The sequence below is a fragment of the Amycolatopsis sp. NPDC057786 genome (genome assembly GCF_042797905.1).
GTDB lineage: Bacteria > Actinomycetota > Actinomycetes > Mycobacteriales > Pseudonocardiaceae > Amycolatopsis.
Map to the genome: position 1 here is coordinate 19,756 of NZ_JBHVKW010000013.1, position 26,718 is coordinate 46,473.

29 protein-coding genes are annotated in these 26,718 nt (G+C 65.4%); 2 read left to right on the forward strand and 27 right to left on the reverse strand.

Annotated elements, in window-relative coordinates:
* Positions 1-1,131: 1,131 nt before the first annotated feature.
* Both ACFVM3_RS10915 and ACFVM3_RS10920 read right to left on the reverse strand, forming a co-directional pair.
* On the reverse strand, positions 1,132-2,253 hold the full coding sequence (locus ACFVM3_RS10915) for an ImmA/IrrE family metallo-endopeptidase (protein ID WP_378437644.1): 1,122 nt from the start codon (positions 2,251-2,253) through the stop codon (positions 1,132-1,134).
* Between the two features lie 20 nt (positions 2,254-2,273).
* Positions 2,274-2,933, reverse strand: coding sequence for a hypothetical protein (locus ACFVM3_RS10920; RefSeq protein WP_378437645.1), 660 nt, complete (start codon positions 2,931-2,933; stop codon positions 2,274-2,276).
* A gap of 579 nt (positions 2,934-3,512) precedes the next feature.
* Here ACFVM3_RS10920 and ACFVM3_RS10925 point away from each other — a divergent pair.
* Positions 3,513-4,883, forward strand: coding sequence for a pentapeptide repeat-containing protein (locus ACFVM3_RS10925; protein ID WP_378437647.1), 1,371 nt, complete (start codon positions 3,513-3,515; stop codon positions 4,881-4,883).
* Between the two features lie 348 nt (positions 4,884-5,231).
* Here ACFVM3_RS10925 and ACFVM3_RS10930 read toward each other — a convergent pair whose 3' ends face one another.
* From ACFVM3_RS10930 to ACFVM3_RS10965, 8 genes are all read right to left on the reverse strand, one after another.
* Complete coding sequence (locus ACFVM3_RS10930; protein WP_378437649.1) at positions 5,232-6,176, reverse strand: hypothetical protein; 945 nt, start codon at positions 6,174-6,176, stop codon at positions 5,232-5,234.
* Positions 6,177-6,186: 10 nt separating this feature from the next.
* Positions 6,187-6,498 carry a hypothetical protein gene (locus tag ACFVM3_RS10935; protein ID WP_378437651.1) on the reverse strand — a complete coding sequence of 104 codons (312 nt, stop codon included), beginning with the start codon at positions 6,496-6,498 and terminating at the stop codon, positions 6,187-6,189.
* Between the two features lie 394 nt (positions 6,499-6,892).
* Complete coding sequence (locus tag ACFVM3_RS10940; RefSeq protein WP_378437652.1) at positions 6,893-7,789, reverse strand: S1 family peptidase; 897 nt, start codon at positions 7,787-7,789, stop codon at positions 6,893-6,895.
* 181 nt (positions 7,790-7,970) lie between these two features.
* Positions 7,971-8,261, reverse strand: a complete 291-nt coding sequence (locus tag ACFVM3_RS10945) for a hypothetical protein (RefSeq protein WP_378437654.1) — start codon at positions 8,259-8,261, stop codon at positions 7,971-7,973.
* Positions 8,262-8,285: 24 nt separating this feature from the next.
* Positions 8,286-9,122 (reverse strand): inositol monophosphatase family protein, encoded by an 837-nt coding sequence (locus tag ACFVM3_RS10950; RefSeq protein WP_378437656.1) that lies wholly within the window; start codon positions 9,120-9,122, stop codon positions 8,286-8,288.
* 89 nt (positions 9,123-9,211) lie between these two features.
* The gene (locus ACFVM3_RS10955) at positions 9,212-9,919 is read right to left on the reverse strand and encodes a 7-carboxy-7-deazaguanine synthase QueE (protein ID WP_378437658.1); all 708 of its coding nucleotides are present in this window, start codon (positions 9,917-9,919) and stop codon (positions 9,212-9,214) included.
* An 11-nt stretch (positions 9,920-9,930) separates the two neighbouring features.
* Positions 9,931-10,494, reverse strand: coding sequence for a 6-pyruvoyl tetrahydropterin synthase family protein (locus ACFVM3_RS10960; protein WP_378437660.1), 564 nt, complete (start codon positions 10,492-10,494; stop codon positions 9,931-9,933).
* 546 nt (positions 10,495-11,040) lie between these two features.
* The gene (locus tag ACFVM3_RS10965; protein WP_378437661.1) at positions 11,041-11,649 is read right to left on the reverse strand and encodes a hypothetical protein; all 609 of its coding nucleotides are present in this window, start codon (positions 11,647-11,649) and stop codon (positions 11,041-11,043) included.
* Positions 11,650-12,507: 858 nt separating this feature from the next.
* On the opposite strand from ACFVM3_RS10965, the gene ACFVM3_RS10970 reads away from it, so the two are divergent.
* Positions 12,508-12,690, forward strand: a complete 183-nt coding sequence (locus ACFVM3_RS10970; RefSeq protein WP_378437663.1) for a hypothetical protein — start codon at positions 12,508-12,510, stop codon at positions 12,688-12,690.
* 130 nt (positions 12,691-12,820) lie between these two features.
* On the opposite strand, the gene ACFVM3_RS10975 is transcribed toward ACFVM3_RS10970, so the two are convergent.
* The 17 genes from ACFVM3_RS10975 to ACFVM3_RS11055 all read right to left on the reverse strand — a co-directional run bounded on the left by ACFVM3_RS10975 (position 12,821) and on the right by ACFVM3_RS11055 (position 26,512).
* On the reverse strand, positions 12,821-13,330 hold the full coding sequence (locus ACFVM3_RS10975) for a hypothetical protein (RefSeq protein ID WP_378437665.1): 510 nt from the start codon (positions 13,328-13,330) through the stop codon (positions 12,821-12,823).
* Between the two features lie 73 nt (positions 13,331-13,403).
* Positions 13,404-14,648, reverse strand: a complete 1,245-nt coding sequence (locus ACFVM3_RS10980; protein WP_378437667.1) for a hypothetical protein — start codon at positions 14,646-14,648, stop codon at positions 13,404-13,406.
* An 830-nt stretch (positions 14,649-15,478) separates the two neighbouring features.
* Positions 15,479-16,111 carry a PIG-L deacetylase family protein gene (locus ACFVM3_RS10985; RefSeq protein ID WP_378437669.1) on the reverse strand — a complete coding sequence of 211 codons (633 nt, stop codon included), beginning with the start codon at positions 16,109-16,111 and terminating at the stop codon, positions 15,479-15,481.
* Entirely contained in the window at positions 16,108-16,965 is an 858-nt protein-coding gene (locus ACFVM3_RS10990; RefSeq protein ID WP_378437670.1) for a 5'-3' exonuclease H3TH domain-containing protein, read from the reverse strand. The genes ACFVM3_RS10985 and ACFVM3_RS10990 overlap by 4 nt, the downstream gene beginning before the upstream one ends.
* Complete coding sequence (locus tag ACFVM3_RS10995) at positions 16,965-18,086, reverse strand: glycosyltransferase family 4 protein (RefSeq protein ID WP_378437672.1); 1,122 nt, start codon at positions 18,084-18,086, stop codon at positions 16,965-16,967. The genes ACFVM3_RS10990 and ACFVM3_RS10995 overlap by 1 nt, the downstream gene beginning before the upstream one ends.
* Positions 18,079-18,642: a phosphoribosyltransferase gene (locus ACFVM3_RS11000; RefSeq protein WP_378437674.1), complete on the reverse strand. Its 564-nt coding sequence runs from the start codon at positions 18,640-18,642 to the stop codon at positions 18,079-18,081. The genes ACFVM3_RS10995 and ACFVM3_RS11000 overlap by 8 nt, the downstream gene beginning before the upstream one ends.
* A 15-nt stretch (positions 18,643-18,657) precedes the next feature.
* Positions 18,658-19,197, reverse strand: a complete 540-nt coding sequence (locus ACFVM3_RS11005; RefSeq protein ID WP_257489641.1) for a helix-turn-helix domain-containing protein — start codon at positions 19,195-19,197, stop codon at positions 18,658-18,660.
* Between the two features lie 69 nt (positions 19,198-19,266).
* Positions 19,267-20,235 (reverse strand): radical SAM protein, encoded by a 969-nt coding sequence (locus ACFVM3_RS11010; protein ID WP_378437676.1) that lies wholly within the window; start codon positions 20,233-20,235, stop codon positions 19,267-19,269.
* Positions 20,232-20,525 (reverse strand): hypothetical protein, encoded by a 294-nt coding sequence (locus ACFVM3_RS11015; protein WP_378437678.1) that lies wholly within the window; start codon positions 20,523-20,525, stop codon positions 20,232-20,234. Before ACFVM3_RS11015 ends, ACFVM3_RS11010 begins: the two co-directional genes overlap by 4 nt.
* Before the next feature lie 73 nt (positions 20,526-20,598).
* Positions 20,599-21,633 (reverse strand): glycosyltransferase family 2 protein, encoded by a 1,035-nt coding sequence (locus ACFVM3_RS11020; protein WP_378437680.1) that lies wholly within the window; start codon positions 21,631-21,633, stop codon positions 20,599-20,601.
* Positions 21,630-22,118 (reverse strand): DUF6884 domain-containing protein, encoded by a 489-nt coding sequence (locus tag ACFVM3_RS11025; RefSeq protein WP_378437682.1) that lies wholly within the window; start codon positions 22,116-22,118, stop codon positions 21,630-21,632. The genes ACFVM3_RS11020 and ACFVM3_RS11025 overlap by 4 nt, the downstream gene beginning before the upstream one ends.
* Positions 22,115-22,672, reverse strand: coding sequence for a formylglycine-generating enzyme family protein (locus ACFVM3_RS11030; protein ID WP_378437683.1), 558 nt, complete (start codon positions 22,670-22,672; stop codon positions 22,115-22,117). The genes ACFVM3_RS11025 and ACFVM3_RS11030 overlap by 4 nt, the downstream gene beginning before the upstream one ends.
* Before the next feature lie 3 nt (positions 22,673-22,675).
* Positions 22,676-23,455, reverse strand: coding sequence for a reverse transcriptase domain-containing protein (locus ACFVM3_RS11035; RefSeq protein WP_378437684.1), 780 nt, complete (start codon positions 23,453-23,455; stop codon positions 22,676-22,678).
* 214 nt (positions 23,456-23,669) lie between these two features.
* A complete protein-coding gene (gene queC, locus ACFVM3_RS11040) occupies positions 23,670-24,377 on the reverse strand; it encodes a 7-cyano-7-deazaguanine synthase QueC (protein ID WP_378437805.1) in 708 nt (235 codons plus the stop codon).
* A complete protein-coding gene (locus tag ACFVM3_RS11045; RefSeq protein WP_378437686.1) occupies positions 24,377-24,859 on the reverse strand; it encodes a hypothetical protein in 483 nt (160 codons plus the stop codon). Before ACFVM3_RS11045 ends, queC begins: the two co-directional genes overlap by 1 nt.
* A gap of 148 nt (positions 24,860-25,007) precedes the next feature.
* Positions 25,008-25,268 carry a hypothetical protein gene (locus tag ACFVM3_RS11050; RefSeq protein ID WP_378437687.1) on the reverse strand — a complete coding sequence of 87 codons (261 nt, stop codon included), beginning with the start codon at positions 25,266-25,268 and terminating at the stop codon, positions 25,008-25,010.
* 1,001 nt (positions 25,269-26,269) lie between these two features.
* On the reverse strand, positions 26,270-26,512 hold the full coding sequence (locus tag ACFVM3_RS11055; protein ID WP_378437688.1) for a hypothetical protein: 243 nt from the start codon (positions 26,510-26,512) through the stop codon (positions 26,270-26,272).
* Between the last annotated feature and the right edge of the window lie 206 nt (positions 26,513-26,718).

Here is a 26,718-nt window from a genome sequence, read left to right on the forward strand (position 1 = left end):
GCGCTGTAACCCCATGCCAAGGTGTCCTAGAACTGCGGGATCAGATCGACTCCGCGCAGAACGTCAACGAGCTCGCGTACGCCGCGATCGCGTTGGCCGGGGCACGTCGGCGGTCGGAGCAGAATCGGGCGCTGCAGGGCCAGGGAGGTGATCGCCAGCGCGAAGGGATCATGATGCAAGCGTCACGGTGGACCGACGAGCAAGCCTTCGCGATGCTGGTCGAGACCTCTCTATGCACCACTTGAAGCTGCACGATGTCTCGGCCCGGGTAATCGACCACGCCGACATCGCGGTCGGCGAATCCGCCTAGTGAGTGCGGCCTCCGGGGCACTCGGTATGAAACCCGGAGGCCTTGACTGCCACCACGCCGCGGACACGGTGACGGCCCACTAATGGGCTGGCCGCGTTCGGCCTGCGCACCGTGCAGCACTACCGCCGGACCGGGGAAACCGGCTTCCGTGGCGTGACCTGGTAGGCCCGACAGCCTGGAATGGTGGGGCGGCGCCTTGTTCGTCCTGGCACTGATTCTCGGACTCGTCGCGCCGATCCTGCGACTGGTCGGCACGCTCGATCCCCTCGCCGCACTGGACGCGACACCGCTGTGGATCACCGGACTCGTGCTCGCCGGTGCGGGAATCGCCGGGACCCTTGCCGCCCAGCGCAGCATGGGTACGTCGTGGCGTATCGGCGTCGATCACGACGAAACCGCCAGCCTGGTCACCACCCGGGCCTTCGCCTTCGCCCGCAACCCGATCTTCACCGCCATGATCGCCGCCGGACTGGGGCTCGCCTTACTCGCGCCGAACCTCGCGGCGCTCGCCGATGTGGTGCCTGATCTCGGCCATCGAAATCCAGGTCCGCGCCGTCGAAGAGCCTTACCTGCTTGCCACACACGGTGCGGCCTTCCGCGACTACGCCGCCCGCACAGGCCGGTTCCTTCCCTGGCTCGGCCGACTCCACGCGGAGGCGTGACGACGAGTTCATGTCGTGCGACGTTTCGAATGCGGTGTTCGTGCAGAAGCGCGAGGTGCGGCCCGTGGTTCGGCAACCTGAAGTCCTGCTCGTCGCGGTTCTGGTGGTGACTACCGGGTGCAGCTGTGCCCCGAGTTCGAGGTCCGCCGCAAAGACAAACTATGTGGCCACAACGCGTAGGTGCTCGCGGTCTGGGCGGGAGGTCTTCTTGGCCTTGGCCGCTGTCCCGAGGGTCAGGGTTCGTGCTAGGCCGAAGACGTGTCGGTTGAACTCTTCGTTAGTGAGCTTGACGCTGTTGATGATGGCTTTGACGCCGGTCCCTGTGGTGCGAAGGTGCGCGAACACTTTTTCCAGAACCTGTGAGGACTCTGGCACGAGATCGCTGTCTGGTTCGCTGTTGCGGTATCCGCGTTTGCCGAGGTCGATGCAGGCGCTTCGGTAGCCCCACTCGGTAAGTAGGCCAAGCTCGCCGAGCCGATGTGTCAGCGCCATGGCCGATACTCGCCATCGTCGGCTGGCCTGGATGAGCTGATCCGGAGTTGCATTGCGCAAGTTCTGGGCGAGGACGTCTTCGCGAGGCATCAGGAATGCCGCAGCGAAGCGATCTGCCTGACGCTCGGCCTCTCTGCCCTGAAGTCGTTCTCGACCTTGGTGCATAACGAGGTGGCCGAGTTCGTGAGCCGCGTCGAAGCGTTGTCTCTCAGCGGTTTTGCCTGTGTCGATGAACACGAACGGGGTCTTCTCGACGTACAGGGAGAACGCATCGACGTCGCGAACGTCTTGCACCAACGAGAAAACCCGCACACCGTGCGCCTCGAGCAGGTGGACCATGTTCGGGATGGGCTTGTGGCTCATACCCCATTGGCTTCGGACGCGGAGAGCGATGGTCTCGACGTCGTGCAAGGACGGCTTCGATGGCAGGTTCAGCGAGGGAACATCGGCCTCAGGCAGTCGATAGCGTGCAGCTATCCAGGATGCGATCTCGCATGCGATCCTGCCTGCGGCGAGCACTGCGTCGCGACGGAACGCCGGCGTTTTGCTCAGTGCACGGAAACTGACCGCGTCGGCAGGAATCGGGTCGACGTCTGGCTGCGTGAAGAACTCGACCGGCAGCAGGAGTGCTTCGGCGAGCCGCTCCAGGCTCTCCCGCGACGGTTCCTGGTGGTCCTTCTCCCAGCGGTTGATCGTCTGAACGTTCAAGTCGGTCATGCGGCCAAGCTCAGCCAGCGTCAGGCCGCGCAGCTTGCGCGCCAGTGTGAGGCGTGACGGTGAGACGGGCACGCGATAACTCCACTTCTAGCTCAGTACGGTTGGACGTCGATGTCCAGGCCGGTGTCTGGTTCGTCGTCAGGGGTGACGATCACACTAGTATCCGGACGGTTGTACGGCAGCGGGGGAAGTGGGATCTGCTGGTGGTACTTCGTGATCTTGTCCTCCACGCGTTCCGCGGGCCGGGAGAGCTCGGAGTGCAGGTTCCCGTCGCGGAAGTTGAACAGGAACAGCCAGAGTTGAGGCTGCCCTGCGGCAGCTGCGGTTTTGCCTGAACCGGTGATGTCGAACAAGGGCACAGTCGTCGGGACGTTGTCGATGAGGTCGCGCAGGGTCGGGCGGAGCCCGGTCTTCGGTGACGGGCACCGCCCGAACAGGCCGGTGCTGTCGTCGCCGGCCCGCACCACGACGAACAGCTGACGTGACGGGTGCCAGGTTCGAGAGAGGCCACCTTCTTCGTCCTTGTCCCAGCCCGTCTGCTCCCGGAAGATGACTACGGCCTCACTCCATTGGTCTTGGCCAGGAGTCTGCGCAGGTGCGAGGGGGCTGACTGCTTCCCGCTTGCGCTGACTGCCCTCGGCGACGTTGTGAAGCTGCTTTACCGTGAGGCCTAGCGGTTCGAGCTGAGATGCTGACCAAGTCCGCCACGCGTCGAGGTCTTCGGGGTCAGGCAGGGTGTGGGCGTGTGTCAAGCTGCCTCCTTCGTCGAGGCGACTATAAAACACGCCTCAAATGAGGTCTAGTTTATTGCTCTCTCGGTGTGTCGCTTCAGCGGTTCAGCGGCAGGCAGCCGTGATCTGACGGCCTCTTCGCCGCGGTCTTGCGTCGGCCCCATGTCGTCTCCGATTGGGCGCCGTTGCCGACGTAGAGCCGGGCACGCCTTAACCCGCCGCGACACTCGGGCTTGACGTAGCCTCGCGTTGACCTGCATAAGGCGGCAAAACTTGGTTCTGTACGGCACCTGCCACCACAGCTGAGCCTTTCAATCCGTAGGTTCTGGGTTCGAGCCCCAGGCGGCCCACAACATCAACATCCCCGCTGGCCTGCGGGGATGTTGTCTTTTCTGGCTCGTGTTTGCCTCGGTGTCGACCACGATTGGGCTCCGTTTCGTCTCCGTTCGCTCTGCTGTGCTGAAGTTCGTGCCCAAGTAGCTGCACTGGGGTCACGTCACGCTGATGCGCTCCTCGTCGTGTGAGCGGTTCGGCGTGCCTGGCTCTGCAACATCTCTGCCGACTTCCGCGACGTTACGGGTATCCGCAACGATGGAGGTCATGACCGACGATGCGCGGCCGACAACCGCGAGCACCTCTGCGGCGCCTGGTCCGGCACTTTCTTCGGTGAAGCGGCTGCCTAGGCTGAGCCGGGCCGCGATGTGGTGGACCGCGTTCGTGATCGCCATCCTGACCGCGGGCGCGGTGACCCTGTTGTGGTGGCCGGCCACCGCCGGGCTCACCGGCGCGGATCTGGTGAAGGCGCGGCTGGACGCGTTGAAGATCGGGCTCAGCATCGGCGTCGGCAGCGGCGGCGTGGTCGCGCTCTACCTCGCATGGCGCCGCCAGCACTCCACCGAAGCCGACCTCGACAACCGTGAACGCGCCCTCACCCAGCAATACGAAGTCCTCGCCCACCAGCAGGACGTCGCCGCCACTACCCATGCCTACCAGGAGCGTGTCGCCGACGATGCCCGTGCCGACGCGGTCGAGCGCCGGATCAACGAGCTCTATCTCAAGGCTGTGGAACAGCTCGGCTCCGACAAAGCCCCGGTCCGCCTCGGAGGACTCTACGCCCTGGAGCGCCTCGCCCAGAACAACGAGACCCTGCGCCAGACCATCGTCAACGTCTTCTGCGCCTACCTGCGCATGCCCTACGACCTTCCGGACGAACAGGACCGCGAAGAGGGGGCCGGCGCCGATCAACACGAGCTCTACCGTGAGCGAGCGCAGGAACGCGAGGTCCGTCTCACTGCCCAGCGGCTTCTCGACGACCACCTCAGGCCCGACCTCAAGACGGCTTACTGGGGGGAGTGCCACCTGGACCTCACCGGCTCCCACCTTATCGACTTCACCTTGACCAAGAGTCGGGTCGGGACCGGCCTCTTTGGCCGAGCCACTTTTACCGGTGCCGCCTGGTTCGGCGGGGCGACCTTCACCGGCAACGCCCTGTTCAGTGCGGCGGCTTTTACTGGTTCCGCCGCATTTATCAAGGCGACTTTCGCGCGCCCAGCCTGGTTCTCCGAGGCGACTTTCACCGACGACGCTACGTTCAGCGGAGCGACTTTCACAGGCGCCGCCATGTTCTACGGGGCGGCATTCTCTGGCAACGCCAAGTTCTACGAGGCGGAATTCAGCAACCTCGCCGTGTTCACCGAGACCGCTTTCGCTGCCACCGCCGAGTTCGAGGGCGCGGCTTTCACCGGCGAGGCCACGTTCAACGGGGCTACTTTCACAGGTGCCGCCAGGTTCGAGGGGGCGGCTTTCACCGACGACGCCACGTTCAACAGGGCGGCATTCACCAGCGAGGCCAGGTTCGACGAGGTGACTTTCAGGAACGGCGCTTCGTTCGAGGAGGCGATGTTGCGCAATGAGCACTTCCGGCCTTCGGCAGCCGTCTCCATACGCGAACAGGAGCCCGGACTGACTTAGCTGTCGTGACGTTCGGGAAACGATCTCATTCGCCTGACCACGATCTGGTGGATCCGTATTCCTGAGCGGCTGCGGAGCAGCGTTTGTGTCGGTGGTACCTGCTGCCATCCGTGCCTATGAAGACCTTAGAACTCTCCGACGTGCTCGCCTCCATGCACACCGCCACTACTGATTCGCTGGCTGACCAGGTCGGACAGATCACACTCAATCCGCTCTGGAGCACGGCCTACGGATCCTGCGCGGCAGAGTCGACGCGAACAGCCTGGTTTAACTCGATTCGGAGGCTGTGGCCATCGATGAGGTAGTGGCCGCAGCCGACCTCTAGCTGCCGACGCGGCTTCAGGGCCCTTAGAAGTCGGCGTCGCCGAGTGGGAAGTGCTCTTTGTCCCATTGTTGGCGTAGCGCGATCAGGGCGGCTCGATTTAGGACCGTGATCTCGGGCTTGTTCTCGTGTGTCGTTCGGGCGATGAGTCCTAGTAGCTCCAGGTAGAGGAGTGACCGGCGGAGCCGGTGGGTGACGTAGCGACCGTTGTGTTTCGTTGCTGCGACTTTTGCGGCGGGTGATTGCATCAGGTCCGGGGTTCGCTGGTGCCAGAGTTCGACAAGTCGGGTGCGGTCGCAGGTCGGCTGGGCGTGGTCGGTGATCTCGAGGAGGAGGTCGGCGACGTCCACGGTCTCGCCGGAGACTGGCGTGCCTTGGAACTCTATGAGTCCCTTCTTGATATGGCGAGCGGCACCGCGGCGGCCTCGTTCGGCGGCGACCGCATCGGCGAGCCGGTAGCTGGCGTTGGCCGAGTTGGGCCAGAGGAGGAGCTGTAGCCGGGCCCAGAGTGCGGTGTCGACGAGTGATTCCTCGCCGGCATGGGCCTGGCGGTGGTCGTCAACAGCGACCGCCAGCGCCAGAAGCGAGCGCTGTAGGGACTCCACGACGCTGTCGCGATGGACCAGGCGGACGCGCTCGGAGGCAAGGGCGAGGTATTGGTGCAGGACGATATTGAAGCGGCTGGCGCGTTCACGCCAGGCGATGAACTCGCGATACTGGCAGGCGTGCTCGACAGCCGTCATGAGCCCAGCGTCGTGCTGCTTCTCGGCGAGCTTCATCTGGTCGCGGCGGCATGAGGCCGTGTGACTCGCCTGGGCTTCAATAGTTTTGAGTACGCGGTAGGTCTGAGAGATGCGGTCGTCGGCGAGCAGGGCTTCCCACCTGCCGCGGTGAGATGGGGTGAGGGCTTCGCGGATGTAGTGCTCGGCGTCTTCGTCGTTCGCCACGTCGTACGGGAGCGAGTTCGGCACGGTTGGTCTCTCACGGGGTGGTCGGTTCACGGTGGCATTCGGCGCAGAGCTGCGCGTCCGGCGGCAGGGGAGCGTCGACGAGGCCGATGCGTGCGCATCGGGTCAGGACCGCGGTGTACTCCCCGGGCTTGGTCGGTATCGGCTTCTCGTTGACCTGATGTACGACATACGGGGCAGTGACGCCGATACATGGCTGGCCTGGAGTATCAGCCGCGACGAGCTGTCCGGCGTCCGGTTCGTGCGGCAGGTCGAGGTCGCAGGGTGGCCAGAACAGCGCGTCCACGCCGAGCTGCGGCTCTGAATCGCGGGCGGGCGTGTGCAACGGGTGTACGGTCGCCAGCTTCGCTGTTCCCGCTCGTACGGGATGCTGGTCCGCTGCCGCAGTCGCGGACACCGATGAGGTTCGGACTCTGTGGCCAAGACGACGGATCTGGACTCCGTCCGCGACCAGGAAGGCGCGCACGGCCCGGACGGACAAGTGGTATGCAACCGCGAGGTCGCGCAAGGTGGCGCCAGCCTGATAACGGACGCTCAGCCCCAACGGCGGACGTGAGTCTCGGCGACGTCGTGACGAGACGGCGCGCGCAGTCCGGTTACCCATCACCGTCCCTGCCCGTCCGGTGGTGTTCTGGTTGAGACGTTCATCAACGCCGATGTCCTGGAAGGTGGGGTGTGCCGCCCCCTCTCTAGAGGAGGCGGCACCCCGAGAACGGTGACTAGGTGGCGTTGCCGGTGCGGGCGACGTGGTAGACCCAGTCCCGCAGCTCCGGGGAACTGGTGAAGACGTCGGGTTGGACGCCGCAGAACTGGGGGTCGGCGGAACGACTGGCGTTTCCGACGAGCTGGGGTACTCCGTCGATGGTGGCCAGGGCGGGGGTCCCGGAGTCTCCGAAGCAGCTGCCGTCGGTGCCGCTGGGATTGTCGGTGCAGATCTCTCCGGCGGAGATGAACGCTGCAGCGCAGCGCGACGTCGCAGTGACACGAGTGTCGAGCTTCTGCAGCCGCCTCGGCAGACCAGAGCGGGTGCTGTCAGGTTCGGTCACGCCCCACCCGTACAGAGTGACCTTGTCACCACGTCGGGCGGTGTCGCGGGCGAGTTGCACGGTCGGCTGCTGGAGCAGACGGTCGAGCTTGACCATCGCGGCGTCGACGACCTTCTTCTTTGGCGCCCCCTGTCCCCACTGCCAGCCGGGGTGTACCACGATCTTGCTGACGCTCGCGGTCTCGCCGCCGGAGAGCCGGTCGAGGCTGCCGACCCGGACGTGGAATCGCTTGTCCGCGGTCGGAATCGGCGCGTCATCAGTGTTGAACCACTGACTTGCCGTCGATCGAGCCGCAGGTCCCGCAGGCGGATCCGTGACGCAGTGCGCGGCGGTGAACACCCACCCGCGAAACACCAGGCCGCCGCCACAGGTGTGGTAGTCGACGTACTTCTCACCGTGTTCGGGTGCGTCGTACTGCAGCGAGGCGATCCCCGGCGGCGCGCTCGCAGCCGGGTGACCACCGATCAGCATCGGCTCGACCCGCGGGGGTGGAGTGTCGGCGACGGCCGTCGTCGCGGGGGCAGTCAACGCGGTGGCGATGCTCACCGCTACGGCGGCTGCGAACGACAATGTCTTTCTGTGCAAGGGAGCTGTCTTTCTAGTCGATGAATGGTCTTGAACTGCGCAGTAAGGAGTCGCTATCTGCGGTATGGCGGCCCGCGTCCGGAGTGGTCTACGCGCGGCGGAGCAAGGCTCACCTAGCCCACCGCCTCACCGTGTGCGAGGACAGCAGGCAGTGCGGGAGGCGTTACTAGCGCGGCCGTGGACTGGGCCTTCGTCGCGTCTGCGGCGTAAGAACGCGGGGCAGCTGGAGGGTCTGCTGGTCGTGATCCGCGGTGGTTCGCCGGAGGTCGCGGTCGGACGAGGGCCAGACCGGGCGACGTCGCTGATGTTCGGCCGCGATGCGGGCGGTGATACCCGCTACCGAGTCCGGGCGGGAGTTCCAGCGCCGACGCCGTTGGCGGGCGCGGGCTCGCATGGCGAGCACCGCGCCAGCCAACAGCAGGACGGTCACGAGGCCGACGGGCAGGGCCGGGTTCATCGTCGGTCCGGTTGCTGTGGGGCATCAGGCACTCGTCCAGTTGCCGGGCCAGAACCGGCTGCCGCGCAGGTGGTGTAGCAGGGGTAGCAGTTCCTCGGGGAGTCCTGAGCTGACCGCGACGACGCAGCGGGAACGCACGGAGTGTGGGCTGGCGTCCGAGTCGAGAACCAGTGCTCCGGCCTCTCGGGCGATGACAGCGCCGCTTGCGGTGTCCCAGGTGCGGTTGCCGAGCAGAATGCAGGCGTCGAGGGTTCCGTCGGCGACCCAGACCAGGTCGAGTGCGGAGGATCCATAGCGGCGAAGTCCCTGTGCGCGTGCGGTAAGGGAGTGGTCCAGGGACGCGCACAGGACGTCACGCAGGCCCGTGTCGGTACCGCTGCCATAGTCACCGAAGCCAATCAAGGCTTTGTTGAGCTTGTCGGTGTTCGATGTTGTGATCGGCTCGCCGTCGCGGAAGGCGCCGCCGCCTTCCGTTGCTGAGTATCGGTGCCCGAGAAAGGGCAGTGCGGTGACTCCTAGTACTGGTTGCTCGTTGTGGACCAGACCGACGAGGGCGATCGCGCAGAGCGGGTTGCCGTGCTGGTGGTTGACCGTGCCGTCGATGGGATCGAGAACCCAGTAGGTGTCACGGTTTCCGACTGGTCCTGTCTCCTCGCCAAGGAACCCAATGCTGGTGCTGTCCGCGCCGGTCAAGCGCTGGTGTATCAGTCGTTCGACGGTCTCGTCGACGTCCGAAACAGGATCGCGGTCACCTTTGTAGCGGATCTGGCGTGGAGGGTGGCGAAGCACATGCTCCACAGCGAGATCCATGGCGTTGTGCGCAGCCGTGAGCGCGAACGTGAGATCAGGTCGCTGCGCCATCTGATCCCTCAGATGCTTTGTCGCTGACGGATACCGTCGGGTCGTTCCTTGAGTGACTGTTGACTAGGTGCGGATCAGTGAAATCGGTATCAGTGGCCACGATCGTTCTCCCACAACAGGGTGTGAAGTCGGGTAGATAGGTGCCACCGGCGGGCCAGCACTGGCTCGGTCAGCAGCCGCATCCGTGCCAGCACAGTGGCGCTGTCGGTGCCCTCCGGCATGATCCAGACCGGCTTGAGGTCGTAGGTCCCGACTAGCTCTTGGACCTCGTCCAAGTCGCCGGTCTCTTGGACGACGAACTTCCAGATGGCTTTCCCGGTGCTGGCGAAGTGGCGCAGTACTGCTGGGCGGACGCGCTGATGGCGGCGCAGCCCCGAATGTGCGAGCTTCGGTGAGACGTTGAACCGTGTCACTGCCGAGGTGAGCAAGTCCGTGGGCGGGATGGTGCCGGAGGTTTCGATCTCGATATCGGCGGCGAGCGCGCGCCCTCGGATCGTGCACAGCAGCCGCTCCAGAGCGCGCGGCTGTAGCAACGGCTCGCCGCCCGTGATCACCAGCAGCTCGGCGGGAGTAGAGGCAAGCCAGGACAGGATGTCGTCGATCGAGAGAACTTGCTGCTCGGCGGCGAGATCGTACCGGGCTGGGTCATGGGTTTGGGGGGTGTCGCACCACGCGCAGGACAAGTGACAGCCGAAGAGGCGGATGAAGTGCGCGTACCTGCCAGTGCTGGGACCCTCACCTTGAAAGGTGGGGCCGAAGGTTTCGTTGACCACGAGGTCGCGGGCTACATCGGACACAGCGGGTGGCTTCACAGGACGTCCGCCGGTCCGTAGCTCGCCGCGTTGAGGTGCGTTTCACGTACGAACACCCGGCCCACCGAGGCCTCGGGAGCACAAGGCAGCCCGACGAGTACGGCCTGGCTCGCTCGCCGCAACAACACCGCCACTGCTTCGACAGTCGGCCAGGGCAAGTCGGCAGCCAGCAGTTCCTCACTGCTGACCGCCTCACGGTTGTTCGCGCCGAAGCGGAAGACTTTGGATCCTGCGGTGTCCAGGTGCATAGCGAGCGGATCACGGATGCCGAGCATGGTTCCGTGATCAAGGTGAGTGTCGATCCATCGCCGAACTCCGGCTTTAAGAGCGCCGAACTCCACGACGGTGCCGTCGCTACTCAGAGCGGGAGCGCACACCGATACTGTGACCCGCCAGGAATGTCCGTGCAGGCTGGTGCACTTGCCGTTCAAATGCGGTAGCCGATGCGCGGTTTCGAAAGTGTGCTCGACGCTGATCAGATGGGCCGTCGGCGCAGCAACGGCCATTGCGGGCTTCTCCTGGCCGGCGATGATGCGCCCGTTTGCCTCCGTGTCGTACATCTCGGATGCCGGATCCTTTCGCCGCGAGCGCGCACAGCGCGCGCTTCGCTAAACGGGAAGTGGGTGTGGTCTGCGGCGGAAGGTCGAGGGGCGGGAGTGCCTTCCGCCGCACACCACGCCTCAGTCAATGCCGGATGATCAGCGAGATCCAGAGCGCCAATGAGGCGCCAATGAGGCGTGGACACTGCGTCGCTCACCCTGACCAGGGAAGCGATGCGACGCCACCGAGCTCATCAGTCGGTACGTGTTCACCAGGTCAGGGTTCCTCAGATGATCCGACTGGGTGAACGCAGGCAACTGCTGTAGCTGAACGAGTACGTCCTGTCTCCGAGGTAGACGCAGCCAGGCCTCGGGCCTCCCAATTGGCCTGGTAGGTGCTCAACGCGCGCCGCCTGCCGACCGCTACGACGTCCTCAACCGCAGGGAAAACGCGGGACTCACCGCACAAGATCGACCTTGCCACTGCTGATCGGCGCCCGCCACCTCCGGCGCCTGGTTCTCGCGTTCCCGGAATGGGCCGAGCGCGGACGCAAGCGCACCGGCCGACTACGCGTGTTTACCTGGCCGACTAGATGTTTCGACGTAAACGCGGTGTCGCCCATCCAGCTTATCTGTCCTGGACCCAATCTCACGCCGGATAGCGTTGACAAGGTCGTCGTACAGGCGCGCTCGTTTGGGTACCAAGTCCCACCTCTCAGAAGAGTCCGGGCGCGAGCGTTCAAGGTCGCCCACGTCCAAGGAAGATGTCTCCAAGGCGACGCCCGAGCAGAAGTCTATGAATGCCTCGGTTACTTCCATGTCGCTCACGACAACAACAACGCTCCGCTTCTCCGCAAGAGAATTAATTTCGTTCAACAGCTTCTGGGAATCGCCGTGACGCTGCTTCTTGCCAAATGGATTTTCTTCGCAGAATCTTCTTAATGCACTTAGGTCGCTATCGATTTGGTCGACTGAATGCAGGATTTCGAGGTAAAGTGGAAGCCTGTGAATATATAGAAGCTTTTCTCTTTCCAGGCTTCGAGCGTGCGCCAGTTCTAGGCGCTGGCGGCGGCCGGAGACGACTGCCGTCAGGGCTGAGGTGAGAACTGTCGCTGTCAGTGCAATGAGACCACCTGCTATCGCCGCTGCGATCGTGGTCCACCAAGGTGCTTGCATTTCGATCACTTTACTCAGTGGCGAGTCTTGATCGTTCTCGAAGTCCTGCGCTCAGGGCCTGGTCGACAACCAGAAGGGAGCTGTATGACGCTGAAGGATTCGCTGGCTTCCGATATCGCGTACCGTATCGAAGCCGTCTGGCCGGATCAGGCCTGAAATAACAGGATTTACCGCTATGTCCAGGGTGATCATGATCGGCCGTTCGCGCCCCGTTCGGCCCGCGCTGCCTACCGGTGGCTGCTGGACTACTCGCGAACGAATTGGTGCCGCAGGCTCATGCAACTGCTAGCGCAGAACCTGTTCGTGGCCGGCTACCGTGCACTGGGCGACGACCAGGCCGACGAGCCGCTGGGCCGGTCGTACTGAACCGCAACGGCCTGGCGCGTCGCCAGGCCGCGGTGCACCGTGCGACCCTGAAATACGGATGGTGCTGCACCGCCGTCCTGCCGGGCGACACGGCCCCGGTGATCCGGGGGGTGTGTCGCCCCGCAACATGGCCGCCGTCTACGCATATGACGCACTCGGCCTACTGGTCGCGCCGCAACTGGACGGGTCGCTGCTACGCGGCATACCCGTCGTCGCACCCATCGCGAGTTTCGACCCATACACGGCCGCGCCTCTGGCCACTGCCAGCCCACCGCCTACGTCCGGAGCCCCGATCCGATCCTGACCCGTTTCACTGACCTGGTTCTGGGAGGCCTGTGCCTCACATGCGGCGCGGTCTCCCCGCATCGCTTGAAAGGTTTCCTTATATGGCAATGAACTCCGCGCTCGTGCGCGTCCCCGGTACCGGCGAAGTATCGCTCGCTTCCCCGGACACCCCGGAACCGGTCGACGCCACTGCGCTGCTGGGGCAGCGTGACCCGACTGGGCCTGTCCACGCCGGACGGAACCACGCTGGCCCGTCACCACCTCTACCTGCCGCCCGCCGAAGTCTCCGAAACCCAGGACTCGCAGTTCTCCCGGACGCAGGAAGCCCGCTGGGGCATGACTTTCTCAGCCCTGGCAACGCCGAAGGGCAAGACCTGCATCGCGGTATGACTGACCAACGATCCGGCCGTGCTGTTCGGTGCCCCGGCAGTGACAACAGGTGCGCTCGACGTCATCACCAAGGTCCCGAAGAGTACGGCGTGAGATCATCGAGGCTTTGCGTCGATTGAACTTCGCGGCCTCAACGGCGATCAACGTCCGAGATGGCTTGCCAGAAGGCAACCACCCATTCCTCTAGCCCAACTGGGTTCGTTTCTGCTGCCGACGGGGCATATGTTTCTGGGGCTCTAAGAAGGCGTCGCGTAACCCGCGCGTGACAGATGCCGAAGTAGGGTGGATCGACCGCCTTTTCCGGCATCACCTGGTCGGGGTTTGCGAACAGAAGGCCTCCTTCTCGGAGCACGACTCTTCCCGTGACGGTCCGAACAGCTGGTTCGGCAGTGACGTCATCGGCCGCGTCGTGATTCTCGGCGCCTGCGGCCAGGAACTCGACTGTGACTTCTGTTAGATGGGATTGGAATGAGCTATTGAAGGTGATGCCGTTGTCCCCGAACAGGCAGACAGCGTTGTCGACGTCGAGTTCGGAGACAAGGTCGCTTGGATCGTGCTCGCCGACAGGCTGAGCGTTGGCGAGGTAGAAAAGACCTGGATAGACCTCGATCGTGTATTGCTGTCGCTTCAGAGCCGCCATGCCTGCAAGCTATCAGACCTCGCACGAGTTGGGGAGTGGGCCTGCCGCTCCCCAACTCGCTAGCTAGCGATGATCAAATAGAGTTAACGAAGAATCCGTCACCATCGAGAAGGCGTTGATCCTTGTAGAATATTCCGAGATCAGATCCTGCAGAACGATTTTGACCTTTCGCGAGAGGCCTCGCTGAGTAGCCGACCGATCCGCCGTTGTCGCTGTATGCGGCGCCTTGATAGGTGGACCGGAAGGGGTACTCATCGCAGTCTTTCGTTCCACCCTCGGTGTAGCCGGTCCCCCAGAATTCAATGCACGTTTGCACTGCTTTGGCATGGTTACGGTCGTAAAATGCCTTGTCGTAGCCTGGGTAGAGTCGGGTTAGAGGTGTCCCATTCTTGGGGTTTCCGGGGATCAGGGTGAAATGACCCGGTTTCGTGGCCGCTGGGTTGTACTGGGCATCGCGGATGTGGTCAACGACGTCGGGGTATCGGTCTCGGGCGAACTGGACGTTCAATGAGAAGGTGCGTGCAGTGAACACGCAACCTGCGGGCAAGCCGAGGTAGGTGGCTGTGTCACAGCGGAAGAGATCTGTTCGGTCCAGCACAGGCCAGGTACCGCTAATCGGGTCATAGAAGGCGTGCCCTACTTCGTAAAGTGCTTTGCCATCTCTCGCCGTCGTCGTTCCGCTCGTCGAGACGACGTGCGTGAACAGATATTCCTGCGCGATCCATTGATTCATTGGTTTGATCAGAGCGCCTGGACCGCTACAGCTGGTCGAGTTGATAGCGCTGCACAACACCTGGATGCCGACCTGTGTGTCATACCAGTCTGCCGGAGGATCGCCGATGACGCGCCCGTCGTAGACGTAGAACTCGGCGCGCACGCTTTGGCTTCCATCGGCCGCCGCGGTGTAGGCGACCGTCACATCGAATTCGAGAGCCTTCTCGTCGGGGTAGCCGATTCCGAATGTCATGGTACGACAGCTGGTGAAACGATCCCTGTGCTTGAAGTTCGGCTCGCCCGTATCCATGGGTATGCACTCGGCTGGAGTGATCGCCTGCGTGCGGGCGCTCGAACTGCCAGGGGTGACGAGTCCCGAACCGTCCTTATTGTAGAACTTCGAGGCGAGTTCCTTGTCACGTAGCGACCGCTGCTCGGGCGTATCTTTCGAGCCGCCGAATGCGTTGCGCGCGTGGCCATCGCCTGCGGAAACGGGAGTTTTCCCGTCTTCTTCTAAAATGTAGAACAGTGGTTTTTCTGTTGCGGCGGTGGCTAAAGGTGCTGACGTTAGCCCGACGAGTGCCGACAGAAAAATGGGCAGCATTAATCTCGATGTTCTTCGCACTAATTTCCCTCCCGAAAAAGCAACTGGCCCAGCTTAAAGAAGAAGAACCCGCAACGTCAGACGCCACTGTCGATAAAGTAAGTCGAATTCCCCAGATCGCAGCATGAGCACTGTTGCTGTGTGCAAATAACAAACTTGATAGTTACACAGGCTAATGGTCAGATCTAGATCCAGTTGGGTGAGATCTAAGTCCTTCGCACTACTTTCCGTGCGCTAGTCCATATGGCGCAAGGCTACCCCCGGCTGCGCCAGTCGCATGCCGGACTACCTCTCTCTGACCGCATTGATCTGCGGTCGTTACCTCATAAGGAGCTTCTACGTTGGCAACTCGACAGAGAGTCGGAGGCGACCGGCCAGCCCGCCCAGGCTGGAGCCGCTCTGTCCGTGACTTGGCGTGGCAAGCGGTTCGCTTCGCCCAGTTCGCAGGAGTTCCGCTCGAAGCGCTGGAAGCCGAGGAAGAGGGCAAGCAGCTGACCGCGCTGAAACTCATTCTCGGCGCCGACCAGTACCCGACCTGGCATGCCTTGTCACGACGGCCGCCGACGCCGAAGACTTCTCGGCCGTGTTCATGCGGGAGCTGGGCTAGGAAGTCGCTGACACCGTCCTTCGTCGGCACCTCGCGTACGCGGACAGCGCCTCTCGACTGACGAAGGCCGGTGTGACGCTGCTCGCCCCGGACACGATCACCACCCGCGCCGAGGACGGCCTGGCCACCTCCGACTGGTCGTACGTCGTCTCCGCTCTGCGCAGCGCGGTCGCGTCCGATTTGGGCAGATGAGGTGGCTCGCTGCACGATGTGGTTCGGTCGATCACATGGCGGGCGCGGTGGGGAGGCGTCCGAGTACGGGCAGCGGCACGAAGTTCTCCGCATGGTTAACGCCGATCCGGCTTCCCCATAGGCGTGCGAGTGTCTCGGCCATCGGCCCGAAGTGGTCGGTGATCGGCTGGGAGGCGTGCGCAGCGAGGGCACGCTGCTTTTGTTCGTAGGTATCGGTGATGTCGATGATCGTGTGCGCGGGAATTGGGCCGTCGAGGGTGATGCTGTTGTAGGAGTCGGCGGTGTAGACCCGGTGCGGATGCCCAGTGGCGATGACGACGTCGGGCAGGGCCGCGACGAGTGTGTCGGCGACCGCGCGGTGGTCGGGGTGGACGTCGCGAAGCGGGTGGGTGATGACCACCTCGGGCCGGACGGCGAGCAGCAGTTCGCGCAGGATCGTCACGGTGAGCTGGTCGTACTGGTACAGCGTGGCCCCCAGGATCGTCGCGCCTGTCGCGGCTTCGGTGTCCCGTCCTGGTTCGGCGTGGCGCGGGACGGCGATGGTGACGGCGGCCCCGGAGGCGGAGCAGCGTGCGAGGGTTCCGCCGGCCCAGAGCTCGGCGTCGTCGGGGTGGGCCATCACGGTCAGCACGGACGCTGGCGTGGTGAACGGCACGCCGCTCACCAGAGTCCGAGCTTCTCGATGACGTCGGCGGGCTTGGGCAGCTCTCGCGTGGGATCGCCGGTCGGGTGGTGTGGGAGCGTGAGGTCGGTGCGCATCCGGATGAGCTCGCGCCAGGCGAGTACTTGGTCCCAGGTCTCCGCGACCTTGGCGTTCCTCGCGCCGGCCAGTCGTCCGGAGTCCGGGAGCTGGTCGAGGTGCAGCCCGCCTGCCAGGAGCGTGGCCGCCGTGCCTTCCCCAATCCCTTTCACACCAGGGATGTTGTCCGCGGGATCGCCTTTGAGGGCGCAGAAGTCGGGCCACTGTCCGGGAGTGACGTTGTAGCGTTCGGTGACCTCGGCGGGGCCGATGTGCCGTCGGCCGCGTTTCATGACGGTGTTGAGCGCGCGGACGTGCTCGTCGACGAGTTGGTAGAAGTCGCGGTCGCCGGACATGATCCAGACCCGGCGGCCGGGTTCGCGTTCGCGGGTGGTGGCGACGAGGGTGGCGATGACGTCGTCGGCTTCGGCGGTGTCGATCTCGATCCAGTGGATGCCATAGCCGGTCAGGGCCCGCTGAACGTGCGGGATCGCGCGCAGGGGTTTGAGGGCAGCCTCGTCGATGACACGGTTGGCTTTGTAGTCGGCGTCGCTGTCCTTGCGGTCGGCAGTGCCGTGCTCGCCGTCGAACACGACGAGGACCTCCGGTGGTTCCGGCATCTCCTCACGGATCGCGACGCGGAGCAGGGCGAAGAACCCGAACTCGGCCGTGAGATCGCGGGTCTTGTCGCGGGAGAGGATCGCGGCGGGAAACCCGAACGCCGCGCGCCAGAGCAGGTTGTGACCGTCTACTAGGAGCAAAGGGACGCCAGCAGGCATCACCGCACCGCCTTTACGAATGTCTCGGCGACTGTGGTGGGCAGATAGTCCCGTGAGCGGTAGTACGCAGCCCTGGATAGGTGTGCGTAGCGTACTGGATCTGCGAGGAGCTGTTCGGCGGCGCGCCAAAGGCCGTGCTCGGCCCACGATCGGGGGACGATCACTCCGCCCGCGTCGTGACCGGTGCCGACCAGGGCGGGCAGGTTGCCCACGTCGAACGCGACGACCGGGGTGCCGACGCTCATGGCCTCGAGTGCGACCAGCCCGAAGGTCTCGCGCAGCGAGGGCACGATCACCACCGAGGCCTGCGCGAGCCAGGGCGGCACCTGGTCCCAGTCGAGGCCGCCGCTGTGGACGGTGGCGAGTGTGAGGTGGGCCGCCGAGTAGCGGCACTGGTCCAGTTCGGCCGCCTGACCGCCGGCGGTGGCCTCGAACCCGGCCTCGCCGACGATCACCTCGACCGTGCGGTCGACCAGGCGTCCGGCGTCCAGCAAGGCCCGGACGTTCTTCTCCGGTCCGAGCCGGGCGAGGATCCGGATGGGGCCATGCCGTCGGAGCGCCTCGCGTCGCGAGTCGGGTGGTGGTGCCGGGTCGTGCAGCAGGGCGTTGGGCACGACCTGCCAGCCGTCGGTGTCGTAGCCGCGATCGTGCGCCTGGTCGAGCACCGTCTGGGACGGTGCGATGACCAGGTCCGCACGGTCCAGTGCGGGCTCGAGGTCCTGGTGATGCCCGACGACGTGCATGGCCAGCACCGAGCGCGCCTGGCTGATCGGTGCGGCTCTGCCGAGGCCCCATAAGCCGTCGGTGTAGACGGCGACATCGACCTGCTGCTCGCGGTACACCTCGCGTAGTTCGGCGGCGAGCAGGGCGTCCTGTCCGTGGGTGCTGATCGCGTCCCGCAATTCGTCGTCGTCGCAGGGGAAGGTGACGCCCACCGATCCCACGCGCATCACGGTGTCATCCGGAGTGGCGACCGGGGCGGCGGTCAGGATGAGGCTGCGGTGGCCGAGTTGGCGCAGGCCGTGTGCGAGGGCGGCGGTGGCGCGTTCGATCCCGGCCGGCGCGTTCGGGGTGTAGGAGGCCAGGACGAACGCGACGGTCAGCGGGGGCACGCTAGACATGGCGGAGGACCTTCTTCGGCGGCGGCAGCGTTGTGGTGGCGTGGTCGGCGGGTGGCTTTTCCCAGGGAAAGACGACCCAGTCGGAGACGGTCCAGATCGAGTAGTCGGGCAGCGTGGTCGCCCCGGTGTTGAGGCAGAGGACCGCGGTCAGGATCTGGGCGTCCGGGCCAAGTAAGGGGGTGAGGTCGTCGTGGACGCGGCGAAGGGTGGCACCGCTGCCACAGATGTCGTCCACCACGAGCACGCGGCCCCTGAGCCTTTGACCGTTGAGGCCGCGGGTCAGTGGGGCGAGATCGAGGGACACGGTGCCGGTGGCCTGCTGGTAGGCGTCGTCGCTGGTGTTGTGGCGGGCGCGGACGATGCGGGCGTTCAGCCGAAGTGTGGAGGCGATGAGGTGGGCGGGCGGGACACCGCCGTTGGCGATGCCGATGACGCGCTCGACCGACGAGTGATCACGCAGGACCGCGTCAGTCAGAAGGCTGGCGGCGTGGTGGAGAGCTTCTGGTGTCACGCGCCAGATCTGGTGGTGATCGAAGTCGCGTTGTGCTGTGGTCATTCGCGGGTCTATTCCTTACAGGGCGGGGGATATCGCGTCAGCGAGGTGGATGCCTGTGTCGTGGGCGGTAGGGAGTTCTTGCAGGGCTTGTACGAGGTCGTATTCGGTGGTTCCGGCGATGCCGGCCATCGCAGACAACGCGGTGGCGTCGAGCTCTTCGACCAGGATTCGTTCCGCCGGGGATTGCTGGGCACGGACCTGTGCCCAGCGTCGGAGAGGCCGCAGCCTGGGATCGGTGGTGTGTGCGAGGCCAAGGAGGTCGACCTTGATGCGAGTGCCGTAGTGACCGCTGAACGCGAGGGTCGTCGCGCGGCGCAGTAGCTCGTCTGGTTGCTTTTTCAGCACAGCGCACACTTCGACCAGCCGCTCGACGGATATCCGGCGCGTCCCGAGTTCATAGCTGGCGAGCGTTTGCAAGGAAAGTTCATCGTCGCCCGCGCACATCGCGGCACGCATCTGTTTGCGGGTCCAGCCGCGTTCTCTCCGCGCGGAACGCAGCAATTCGCCCAGAGCGCGCGCGAACTGGTCGAACTGATCACTCGTCGGCGTGTTCATGGTCTGTCCTCCGTAATGCGGAGCGTGCTTGGGAGCTGGGCCGGATTTCGACGTCGTCCGCGGAGCTGTTCACGCTGAGCCGTCGCGTGCGGTCAGTGCGAGGTCGCTGGTCGTGCGCAGGGGGTGAAGGGAGCTGATGGCGTGCGCGCCGGGCTGGTTGCGCCAGATCTGGCCGTCGGCGCGGATCACCGTGAAGCCTCCGGCCGCCTCGCGAGTACGCAGTCGCACGGGTACGTCCGCGGTGGAGCTCAGTTCGGCGAGGAGAGCGAGAGCTTCGTCATCTGTCAGCTGCTCGTCGTCGGCCATCGCGGCGCCTTCGCCGATGGGGAGCATCTGCAGGAAGGTCACTCCGCTCACTCCCAGGGACGCGGCCAGGCCGACCATCGCTCGGATGCTGCCCCGGGCCGTAGAGCGCAGGATCACGGCCTGAATCTGTGTCGGGATTCCCTGGGCGATCGCCGCCCGGATTCCGGCGATGGCCTGATCGAAACTGCCTGCACCGCGCCACCGGTCGTGGCGTTCGGCGTCCGGGCCGTCCAGGCTTACCCGTACGGCGTCCACGCGGGCGGCCAGGACTTCGGCGCGGCGGGCCAGGTGTGTTCCGTTGGTGGTCACGCTGACCGCGCACCTGCCCGCCACGAGCACGTCGATCAATTCGGGCAAATCGCGCAGCAGCAGCGGTTCGCCGCCGGAGATGTCCACTCCCAGGACCGCGGAGTCGGCGAGCAGGTTCGCGACGCGGTAGCGCTCGGCCCGGCCCAGTTCGAGGACGGATTTGTCGTCCAGGCAGTACGGACAGGCCAGGTTGCAGCGCACCAGGGGCGACCAGCAGACGCTGATCGGCACGTCCGCGTGCACGGCCGACGGGTGGATTTCAGGCCAGGAACCGACGTCAGTGCCGGACAACCGGACGCGTCCGGAGCCGAGGGCGGTGCTGGCGCGGTGGGTCAGTCCGGTGAGCGGATCATGGATGACGCTCTCGTTGCCCTGTGTTCGCGCCGCAAAGGTACGTGTCGTGGTCGTGCGTGGTGCCGTCATGCTGTGTCCTGCGGGGGCCGCATCGGCGAGACAAAGAGTTCCTCGAACGGCTTCGGGCCGACGTACTGGCGGCAAGTACAGGGCACCCACTGGTTGCCGATCCAGTCCCTGTGCAGTACCTGGCCGTGGCACTCTTTGGTGTCGGGGTCGTGCTGTTCCAGCCCATGCGAACAGCCACAGACCGGTTTCGGAGTCGTGCCTGCACCTGTTTGGCGGCGGGTCAGCTTGCCCGCCAGAAGCCCGGCGCCGAAAAGGCCAGCGCCCACCGCGAGGGAGAAAGGGTCGATCATCGCGCAGCCCTTTCTTGCTGGTCGGTGTCGTGGCGGCGTTCGATGTTGGTGGTCGTCGCTGGCGTAGGTGGTGTCATCGCAGTACCTCGCAGTAGCGCAGTAGCTCGGTCATTTCGGCGGTGAATGAACGGGAGCGGCCGGTGGGGGCGGGGCGCCGCATGAGGTCCCAGTAATGGGCGAGAGTGCCGGGCCAGCTGGCGAGTTTGCGTTGCCATTGCTGGTCGGCGTCCGGGGGATCGAGGTGGAACCCGACGGCTTGCCGGAGCGGGATGACCAGCAATCCCGACGCGATCAGGCACGCGCCAAGGTGGGTGTCTTCCATTCCCCAGCCGATTCGCCCGAACTCGGGGTCGAAGCCTCCGACGTTGAGGACGGCGGTGCGGGGAACGGCGACCAGGGCGGTGACGACCATGCGGGGGAGGTCCCAGTCGACATAGCGCCGGCCGTAGCCGAGGTCGAGGAAGTCATGGGTGTCGTCCAGCGGGCGGCCGTCGAAGCGCTCATCCAGGGTGATGCCGGTGTAGAGCAGCGGGCGGCCGATTGGTGGCCGCCAGACGACTCGGTGGTCGGCGGCGAGGTCCGGGTGATCGTCCAGCACTCCGCGCCCGCCCTGGTGCAGGTCGTAGGGGAGGTTGTGGCGGAACCCGACGAGCACCGTGGTGTCGGTTGCGCGGGCGGCGATGTCGGTGATCACGTGCGGGGGCAGGACCATGTCGCCGTCGAGGTAGAGGACGGTTTGCCCGCGGGCGAGCGCTGTGCCGAGGTTGCGCGCGGTGGCCGCGCCCGCGCGTTCAGGGATCCGCAGGACGGTGGTGACGATCGGGTGCACGGCGGCGATGGCGGCGGTGGTGTCGGTGCTGGCGTCGTCGACGACGATGACCTCGAACTTGTACCGGTGGTGCTGGCCTTCCAAGGCGTCAAGCACGGAGGCAAGGCAGTAGCCGACGTTGTGGGCCGGGATGACGACCGAGAGGGTGCGCACGGCGGCCAGCGGAAGGCCTGACGGCGTGGGCTCGTGCCAGCCGATTCCGGACACGGCTTCCCAGCTTCGGGTGCTGCTGGTGTGAAAGTTGTTCCGGTGCAGTAATTCCTGGTGCAGCGTGGTCACGCCCACCCCCAGTCCCGGAGGTGGGGCAGTGCGTCGCGCCATGCCCTCGGATCCGGGATGATCGTGATCTGCCCGAATCGGGCGGGATGGTCGAACACACGTTGTAGAGCGTGCAGATACAGAGGCTCGACCAGGATCAGCACGTGCCGCAGCGACGGTGCGTCGGCGAGCTCGGTGTCCAGTTGCGCGGCGACCGTCCGCTCGTGCAGGCGCGCGGCCGCGGCCCGCGTCGTGAGCCGGTGGTCGTAGGTGCTGATCAGTGTCTCAGGTCGCAGCAGGCCGAAGGCGCCGGACAGGATCCGGATCCGAGCTCGGCGAGCGGGATCCGCGGCGAAATGTTCTCGCGCGCTCGGGACGCATCCGCCCTGATAGAGGTCGAGCGCCTCGACCGGTGCGGCGGTAACAAGCTTCCGCCGTGAGCAGTTGAGGATGATCAACCCTTGGTCGGGTGCGAGGACGCGAGTGGCGGGCGGCCGGAGAGTCATAGCTCGCGCACCACCCGCATGCCGATGCCACGCGAGCGCAATTCCGCGGGAGCGGCGTTGAGGAACGTGCATTGCGCGTACAACGGTGGCGAGGCATAAGAACCGCCCCGGATGACGGCTCCCTCACTCATCGAGGTGCTGGCGGTCCACTCCCACACGTTGCCCGCGACATCGAGCATGCCCTCGGGTGTGGCTCCGGCGAGATGCGTGTCGACCGGGGTGACCGTGTCGTGCAGGGAATCACGGAGGTTCGCGAACGCCGGCTGCCAAGGGCTGGCGCCCCACGGCCAGCGACGGCGGCTGGGACCTGCAGCCATCCATTCCCACTCCGCCGAGCGCGGCAACCGGCCGCCCAGACGACCGGCGATCTGGGTCGCCTCGGCGTGGCTGATCTCTGTGACCGGGTACCGCGGCCCCAGACCAGGGCGGTCGCTCGGCAGGTGTCCGCAGGCGATCGGGGTGCGCGTCCACAACAGGGTCGGGACCTTGACGGCACGCCCGGCATCCCCGTACGCGCAGACTCCGCCGGCGATCTTGATCCATTCCAGGTGCATGCCTCAGCCGCCGATCAGGAACAGGTCTTCGACGTTGGCGTCGTTCCGGATGCGGCTCTTGCGCTCGTTGGGACGTAGCCGAAGCCGCAGGAGCGCGTCGCTGATGGTGTCGAAGGCCCCGTGCGCTTCCTCGCGGGTCGGGGCAAAGGCGGCATAGTTGTCGGCGAAGCGGACGACCCGAAGCTGCGGGAGTCGGGTGTCCACTTGGGACAATCGAAGGTTGATCAGCAGGGGTGCCAGGCCGGAGCCTGCCGCGATCGGGCTCGGCATCGCGGCGAGCGCCGTACGCAAGCGGGCCAGGAAGGTGCCGTCGTGGATGTGCTCGGCGTGCCAGTCGATGACCTCGTCGAGCGTCGCGCCTTCGGACACCGACGCGACATCGAGATCGGCGATCCAACGGAAGCCTGCCTGATGATGCACTGCGGCCTGCCGCAACGAGGTTATGCGATTTCGGCGTGGGCGGAATCCCGAGACCCAGTCGTGGAAGGCGCTCGCTTCCAGCACCGGCTCCAGTGCGGTGCGCAGCGCGCGGTGCACCAGACGGTCTCGCACGGTGGGGATGAAGGTGTGCATCTGTTTGCCGGTATAGGTGGGCAGCTGGACCTCCCGGACAGGTCCGGGTCGCCAGGTGCCCTCGGCGAGTTCGAGGGCCAGTTGCGGCAGCATCACGTGGGCCTCGCTGCGTAGCCGCCCCCAGGTCATGCCGTCGGCACCGGGGGTGGAGGCCCGCCTGCCGCACTGGCGCAACGCGCGGCGCAGACGCGGCTCGGACAGCAGCGGCATCAACGAGTGCGACTGCGGCCCGGCGGCCGGGGACGCTGGCGCGAGTGCGTCCGGGTGCGCTACCGTGCTGGGTGCTTGGGCGGCAGGAACGATCCCCTCGCCACGCTGTACCGGCTCGCTACCCGACACGCGTGAGCTGTGGCGCTGGGAACGACGGCCCCGCCCAGGCCCTGCCGGTGATCCGAACTCCGCGTCCGCCATCGTCGTCATCTCCTCACGCGCTGCCGTAGTTGGTGGGGTCGGGGATGCCGTTCTGCTGGAACGCTTCCTTGCGTTCGGTGCAGGTCCCGCACTTGCCGCAGTGCGTCGTTCCGCCCCGGTAACACGACCACGTTTTCTCGAACGGCACGCGGAATGCCGCGCCGATACGGACGATGTCGGTCTTGCTTTGGGTGATAAACGGGGCGAGGATCTCGAAATCGTCGTCCAGAAGTCCGTCGTTGGCGACGCGGGCGGACCAGGCGTACCGCTTGACGAACTCGGGGCGGCAGTCCGGGTAGACGGCGTGGTCACCGGCGTGTGCGCCGAACGCGACCACGTCGGCGTTGCGGACAACGGCTAGCGAGACCGCAATGTCGAGCATGATCGCGTTGCGGTTCGGGACGATTGTCGCCCGCATCGACTCGTCGGTGTAGTGGCCGTCTGGCACCGGCACGTCGGCGTCGGTCAGGGCGGACCCGGCCAGCAGCCGGCCAAGCATCGCCAGGTCAACGATCTCATGTGGACAGTCAAGCAACCGCGCGATCTCAGTCGCGTGCTCCAGTTCGACCCGGTGCCGTTGACCGTAGTCAAAGGACAACAGGGTCAGCTCGGCCCCGCGCGCGGCCAGCCAGTACGCCAGCACAGTGGAGTCCAGACCTCCGGAGGCGATCACAATGGCGTGCCTCGGGTGCCGGTGAGCAGGCGAGCCGATCGGCACGATCACCACGTCCCGCACGGTGAGGACGCCCGGCGGGCAGCGTCGGCGACTGTTGTCCACGGCGGAAGGGTCATGTGCGGCTGTGGCCGCTCAAGCCACCGGACGCCCTCCTTCACGTTGTCCGACGCCGGAAGCAGAACAGTGTCGCCGTGCCGTTTCCAGCCGATCTGAGTGCGCACCAGATCACCCCACGACGACATGCGCATGGTCGTGCGCGGCTGGGTAAGGAAAATCCAGTCATTGGGATCACCTGGAACCACGATGATGGGCACACGCAACATGTGCCGCGCCAGGAAGTTGTTGACCTCCGCGCCAGCTCCGGCTCGCATGATGAGCGCGTCGACGGTGGTGCCGAGCTGGAGGTAGACGTCGCCGGAGGCGCTGTCGATGGTAGTTGGCCACGCGAATACGTCGCGGTAATTCCGCACACGTTGGCCGGGTTGCTGTTCGGTCTGGGCGGGTGGGGCGTCGATGACGGTGGTCATGATTCGTTCCTCCTCGAGAGAGTTGGGCGTTGGGCGCGGCCGGACGGGAGGCGTCGAGTAACCACTCCCGCCCGGCCGCAGTCGGTGTCGCGGACGTGCTCAGCCGATAAGGCACCTCGGGATAGCCGACCTGGCCCGCAAGATCTGGCTAGACGGCCCCCGCTCGGTGCGACGGTTGATCCGCCAGCAGGACGTCGCGCAATGCCGCACGGAGCTGCCCGGCCTCGACGTTGGTCAACCGGGCGAGTCGCCCGCCCGGCAGCTCGATCTCGACGTCCGCGGAAGTACGCCGCCGTAGGTGCAGCGCGGACCGCTGGCCGTCACCGTCGCGGCAGTCGACCCTGCGGTGCTGCCAACCCAGCCGACGAAGCAAGGCGGCGGCGGGCACGGTGTGACATGGCCGCCTCATGGGCCTTCGGCCTTCCTGATCAAGCCGAGGCCGTGAGTCCCGGCGGTCGCAATCGCGTACCGCAGGACTCGGTTGGGAGGCTGGTGCGGCGCGCGGCGGTGCGAACCTGCGTAGACGGACTCGGCTTGCTGCCGTCGCCGCCACGCCATACGCAGCAGGCAACAGATAAACGTCAGCGCGGCGCTCGCCGTGATGCTCAAGGGGATCATGCGTCCTCACCCCTGGAGGCGGGGATCGCGGCGGGACCAGATATCGGGGTCGTGGTCCCGCCGCGACATGGCGACAGAGCAGGGCGCTCCACGGCGGCTGGGGGAAGACCGCCGAGGTTCTGCTCCGCCGTGCTCGCCGTGTCCGTGGTCGTGACGGCGCCAGATGTGGTCGGCACGGGTGTGGCCGCCACCTCGGCGGCTTTCATAACGGCAGAGCGAAACTTCGCGGCGGCCCCGTAGTCGAGGATCGAGCTCTCTCCTGGGGGAGCCACGACCACGACTTCCGAGTCGCGCACGGCAACACGCAGCGTCCCTTCACGGCCGTTCACGTCACGGCACGCGATGGACCAGGGTCCGGTGTTCGTCATGCGGCCACCACCTCGCGCGGTGTCCCTACTCCATTCCCGTCGACACACCGGCTGCACGAACAAACACGGCACAGCGAGCTGAGTCTTTGGGTATCGTGACGCGCGTGGCGCCACGAATCGCTGGAAGAGCATAATTACTCCAATAGTCAGCGAGTCCCTATTTGTTTTATTGCGTTGGATTGCGTCCGCGCAGGTTGTCAAAGCGTTCTCGTAAGCCTCACGGTGTCCAGCCGGTCCATGGCCCGGTGTAGCAGCGGTCCGCAGGCGCCAATTAGCTAAACGTCTGCACAGGCCCCTGTCCAGAGCGGTTATGTGGCGGCGATGCGGCGTTCATAGATCGTTGCCCACGCTGACCTGCCCGAAGTCCGGAGCACCGCCGTGCCTGGCGGACAGGAAACCAGCGCCGGCGCGCTGGCCGCCCAGCTCAACTCTCCCCCCGTAGGAGGTGCGGTTTGTCAAAGCGCTGAAAGTAGATTTCGAGATAGAGACGTTCGTCGGACTCGATGTATAGCCGACCTTGCTGGTCGAGCTCAAGGCTCCAAATCGCCACATCGGCTTGGGCTGGCGCGGCGAACCACGCGGCAGCGGCGGTGAACACGTCGGCATAGTCGACGCCGCTGACGGTGTGAAGCTGAGCCGTAGTGACGGCATCGAGCGGGTGGGGCATGGAACGACTCCTCCATAACGGCGGGTGGACGCCAGCGCTATACGCACGCCTGCGACCGATTCCGGGTCGTCAGACAGGCCGCTGTGGGTACGCCTGCGGTTGGTCGGAAAGCGAGACATTCCACATCCGCAGACGCCGCGCGTCCACCCCGCGCGGCCTTCCGGATTGCAGGGAAGCTAGTAAACGCTCGGTGATCAAGCGGCAGC

What these genes read in the sequence shown, in the direction of transcription:
- ACFVM3_RS10925 (WP_378437647.1), top strand. Translation starts at nt 3,513, where the DNA reads ATGACCGACGATGCGCGGCCGACAACCGCGAGCACCTCTGCGGCGCCT.
- ACFVM3_RS10945 (WP_378437654.1), bottom strand. Translation starts at nt 8,261, where the DNA reads ATGAACCCGGCCCTGCCCGTCGGCCTCGTGACCGTCCTGCTGTTGGCT.
- ACFVM3_RS10950 (WP_378437656.1), bottom strand. Translation starts at nt 9,122, where the DNA reads ATGGCGCAGCGACCTGATCTCACGTTCGCGCTCACGGCTGCGCACAAC.
- ACFVM3_RS10960 (WP_378437660.1), bottom strand. Translation starts at nt 10,494, where the DNA reads ATGTACGACACGGAGGCAAACGGGCGCATCATCGCCGGCCAGGAGAAG.
- ACFVM3_RS10965 (WP_378437661.1), bottom strand. Translation starts at nt 11,649, where the DNA reads ATGCAAGCACCTTGGTGGACCACGATCGCAGCGGCGATAGCAGGTGGT.
- ACFVM3_RS10975 (WP_378437665.1), bottom strand. Translation starts at nt 13,330, where the DNA reads ATGGCGGCTCTGAAGCGACAGCAATACACGATCGAGGTCTATCCAGGT.
- ACFVM3_RS10980 (WP_378437667.1), bottom strand. Translation starts at nt 14,648, where the DNA reads ATGCTGCCCATTTTTCTGTCGGCACTCGTCGGGCTAACGTCAGCACCT.
- ACFVM3_RS10990 (WP_378437670.1), bottom strand. Translation starts at nt 16,965, where the DNA reads ATGCCTGCTGGCGTCCCTTTGCTCCTAGTAGACGGTCACAACCTGCTC.
- ACFVM3_RS10995 (WP_378437672.1), bottom strand. Translation starts at nt 18,086, where the DNA reads ATGTCTAGCGTGCCCCCGCTGACCGTCGCGTTCGTCCTGGCCTCCTAC.
- ACFVM3_RS11000 (WP_378437674.1), bottom strand. Translation starts at nt 18,642, where the DNA reads ATGACCACAGCACAACGCGACTTCGATCACCACCAGATCTGGCGCGTG.
- ACFVM3_RS11005 (WP_257489641.1), bottom strand. Translation starts at nt 19,197, where the DNA reads ATGAACACGCCGACGAGTGATCAGTTCGACCAGTTCGCGCGCGCTCTG.
- ACFVM3_RS11010 (WP_378437676.1), bottom strand. Translation starts at nt 20,235, where the DNA reads ATGACGGCACCACGCACGACCACGACACGTACCTTTGCGGCGCGAACA.
- ACFVM3_RS11015 (WP_378437678.1), bottom strand. Translation starts at nt 20,525, where the DNA reads ATGATCGACCCTTTCTCCCTCGCGGTGGGCGCTGGCCTTTTCGGCGCC.
- ACFVM3_RS11025 (WP_378437682.1), bottom strand. Translation starts at nt 22,118, where the DNA reads ATGACTCTCCGGCCGCCCGCCACTCGCGTCCTCGCACCCGACCAAGGG.
- ACFVM3_RS11030 (WP_378437683.1), bottom strand. Translation starts at nt 22,672, where the DNA reads ATGCACCTGGAATGGATCAAGATCGCCGGCGGAGTCTGCGCGTACGGG.
- ACFVM3_RS11035 (WP_378437684.1), bottom strand. Translation starts at nt 23,455, where the DNA reads ATGCCGCTGCTGTCCGAGCCGCGTCTGCGCCGCGCGTTGCGCCAGTGC.
- ACFVM3_RS11045 (WP_378437686.1), bottom strand. Translation starts at nt 24,859, where the DNA reads ATGACCACCGTCATCGACGCCCCACCCGCCCAGACCGAACAGCAACCC.
- ACFVM3_RS11050 (WP_378437687.1), bottom strand. Translation starts at nt 25,268, where the DNA reads ATGAGGCGGCCATGTCACACCGTGCCCGCCGCCGCCTTGCTTCGTCGG.
- ACFVM3_RS11055 (WP_378437688.1), bottom strand. Translation starts at nt 26,512, where the DNA reads ATGCCCCACCCGCTCGATGCCGTCACTACGGCTCAGCTTCACACCGTC.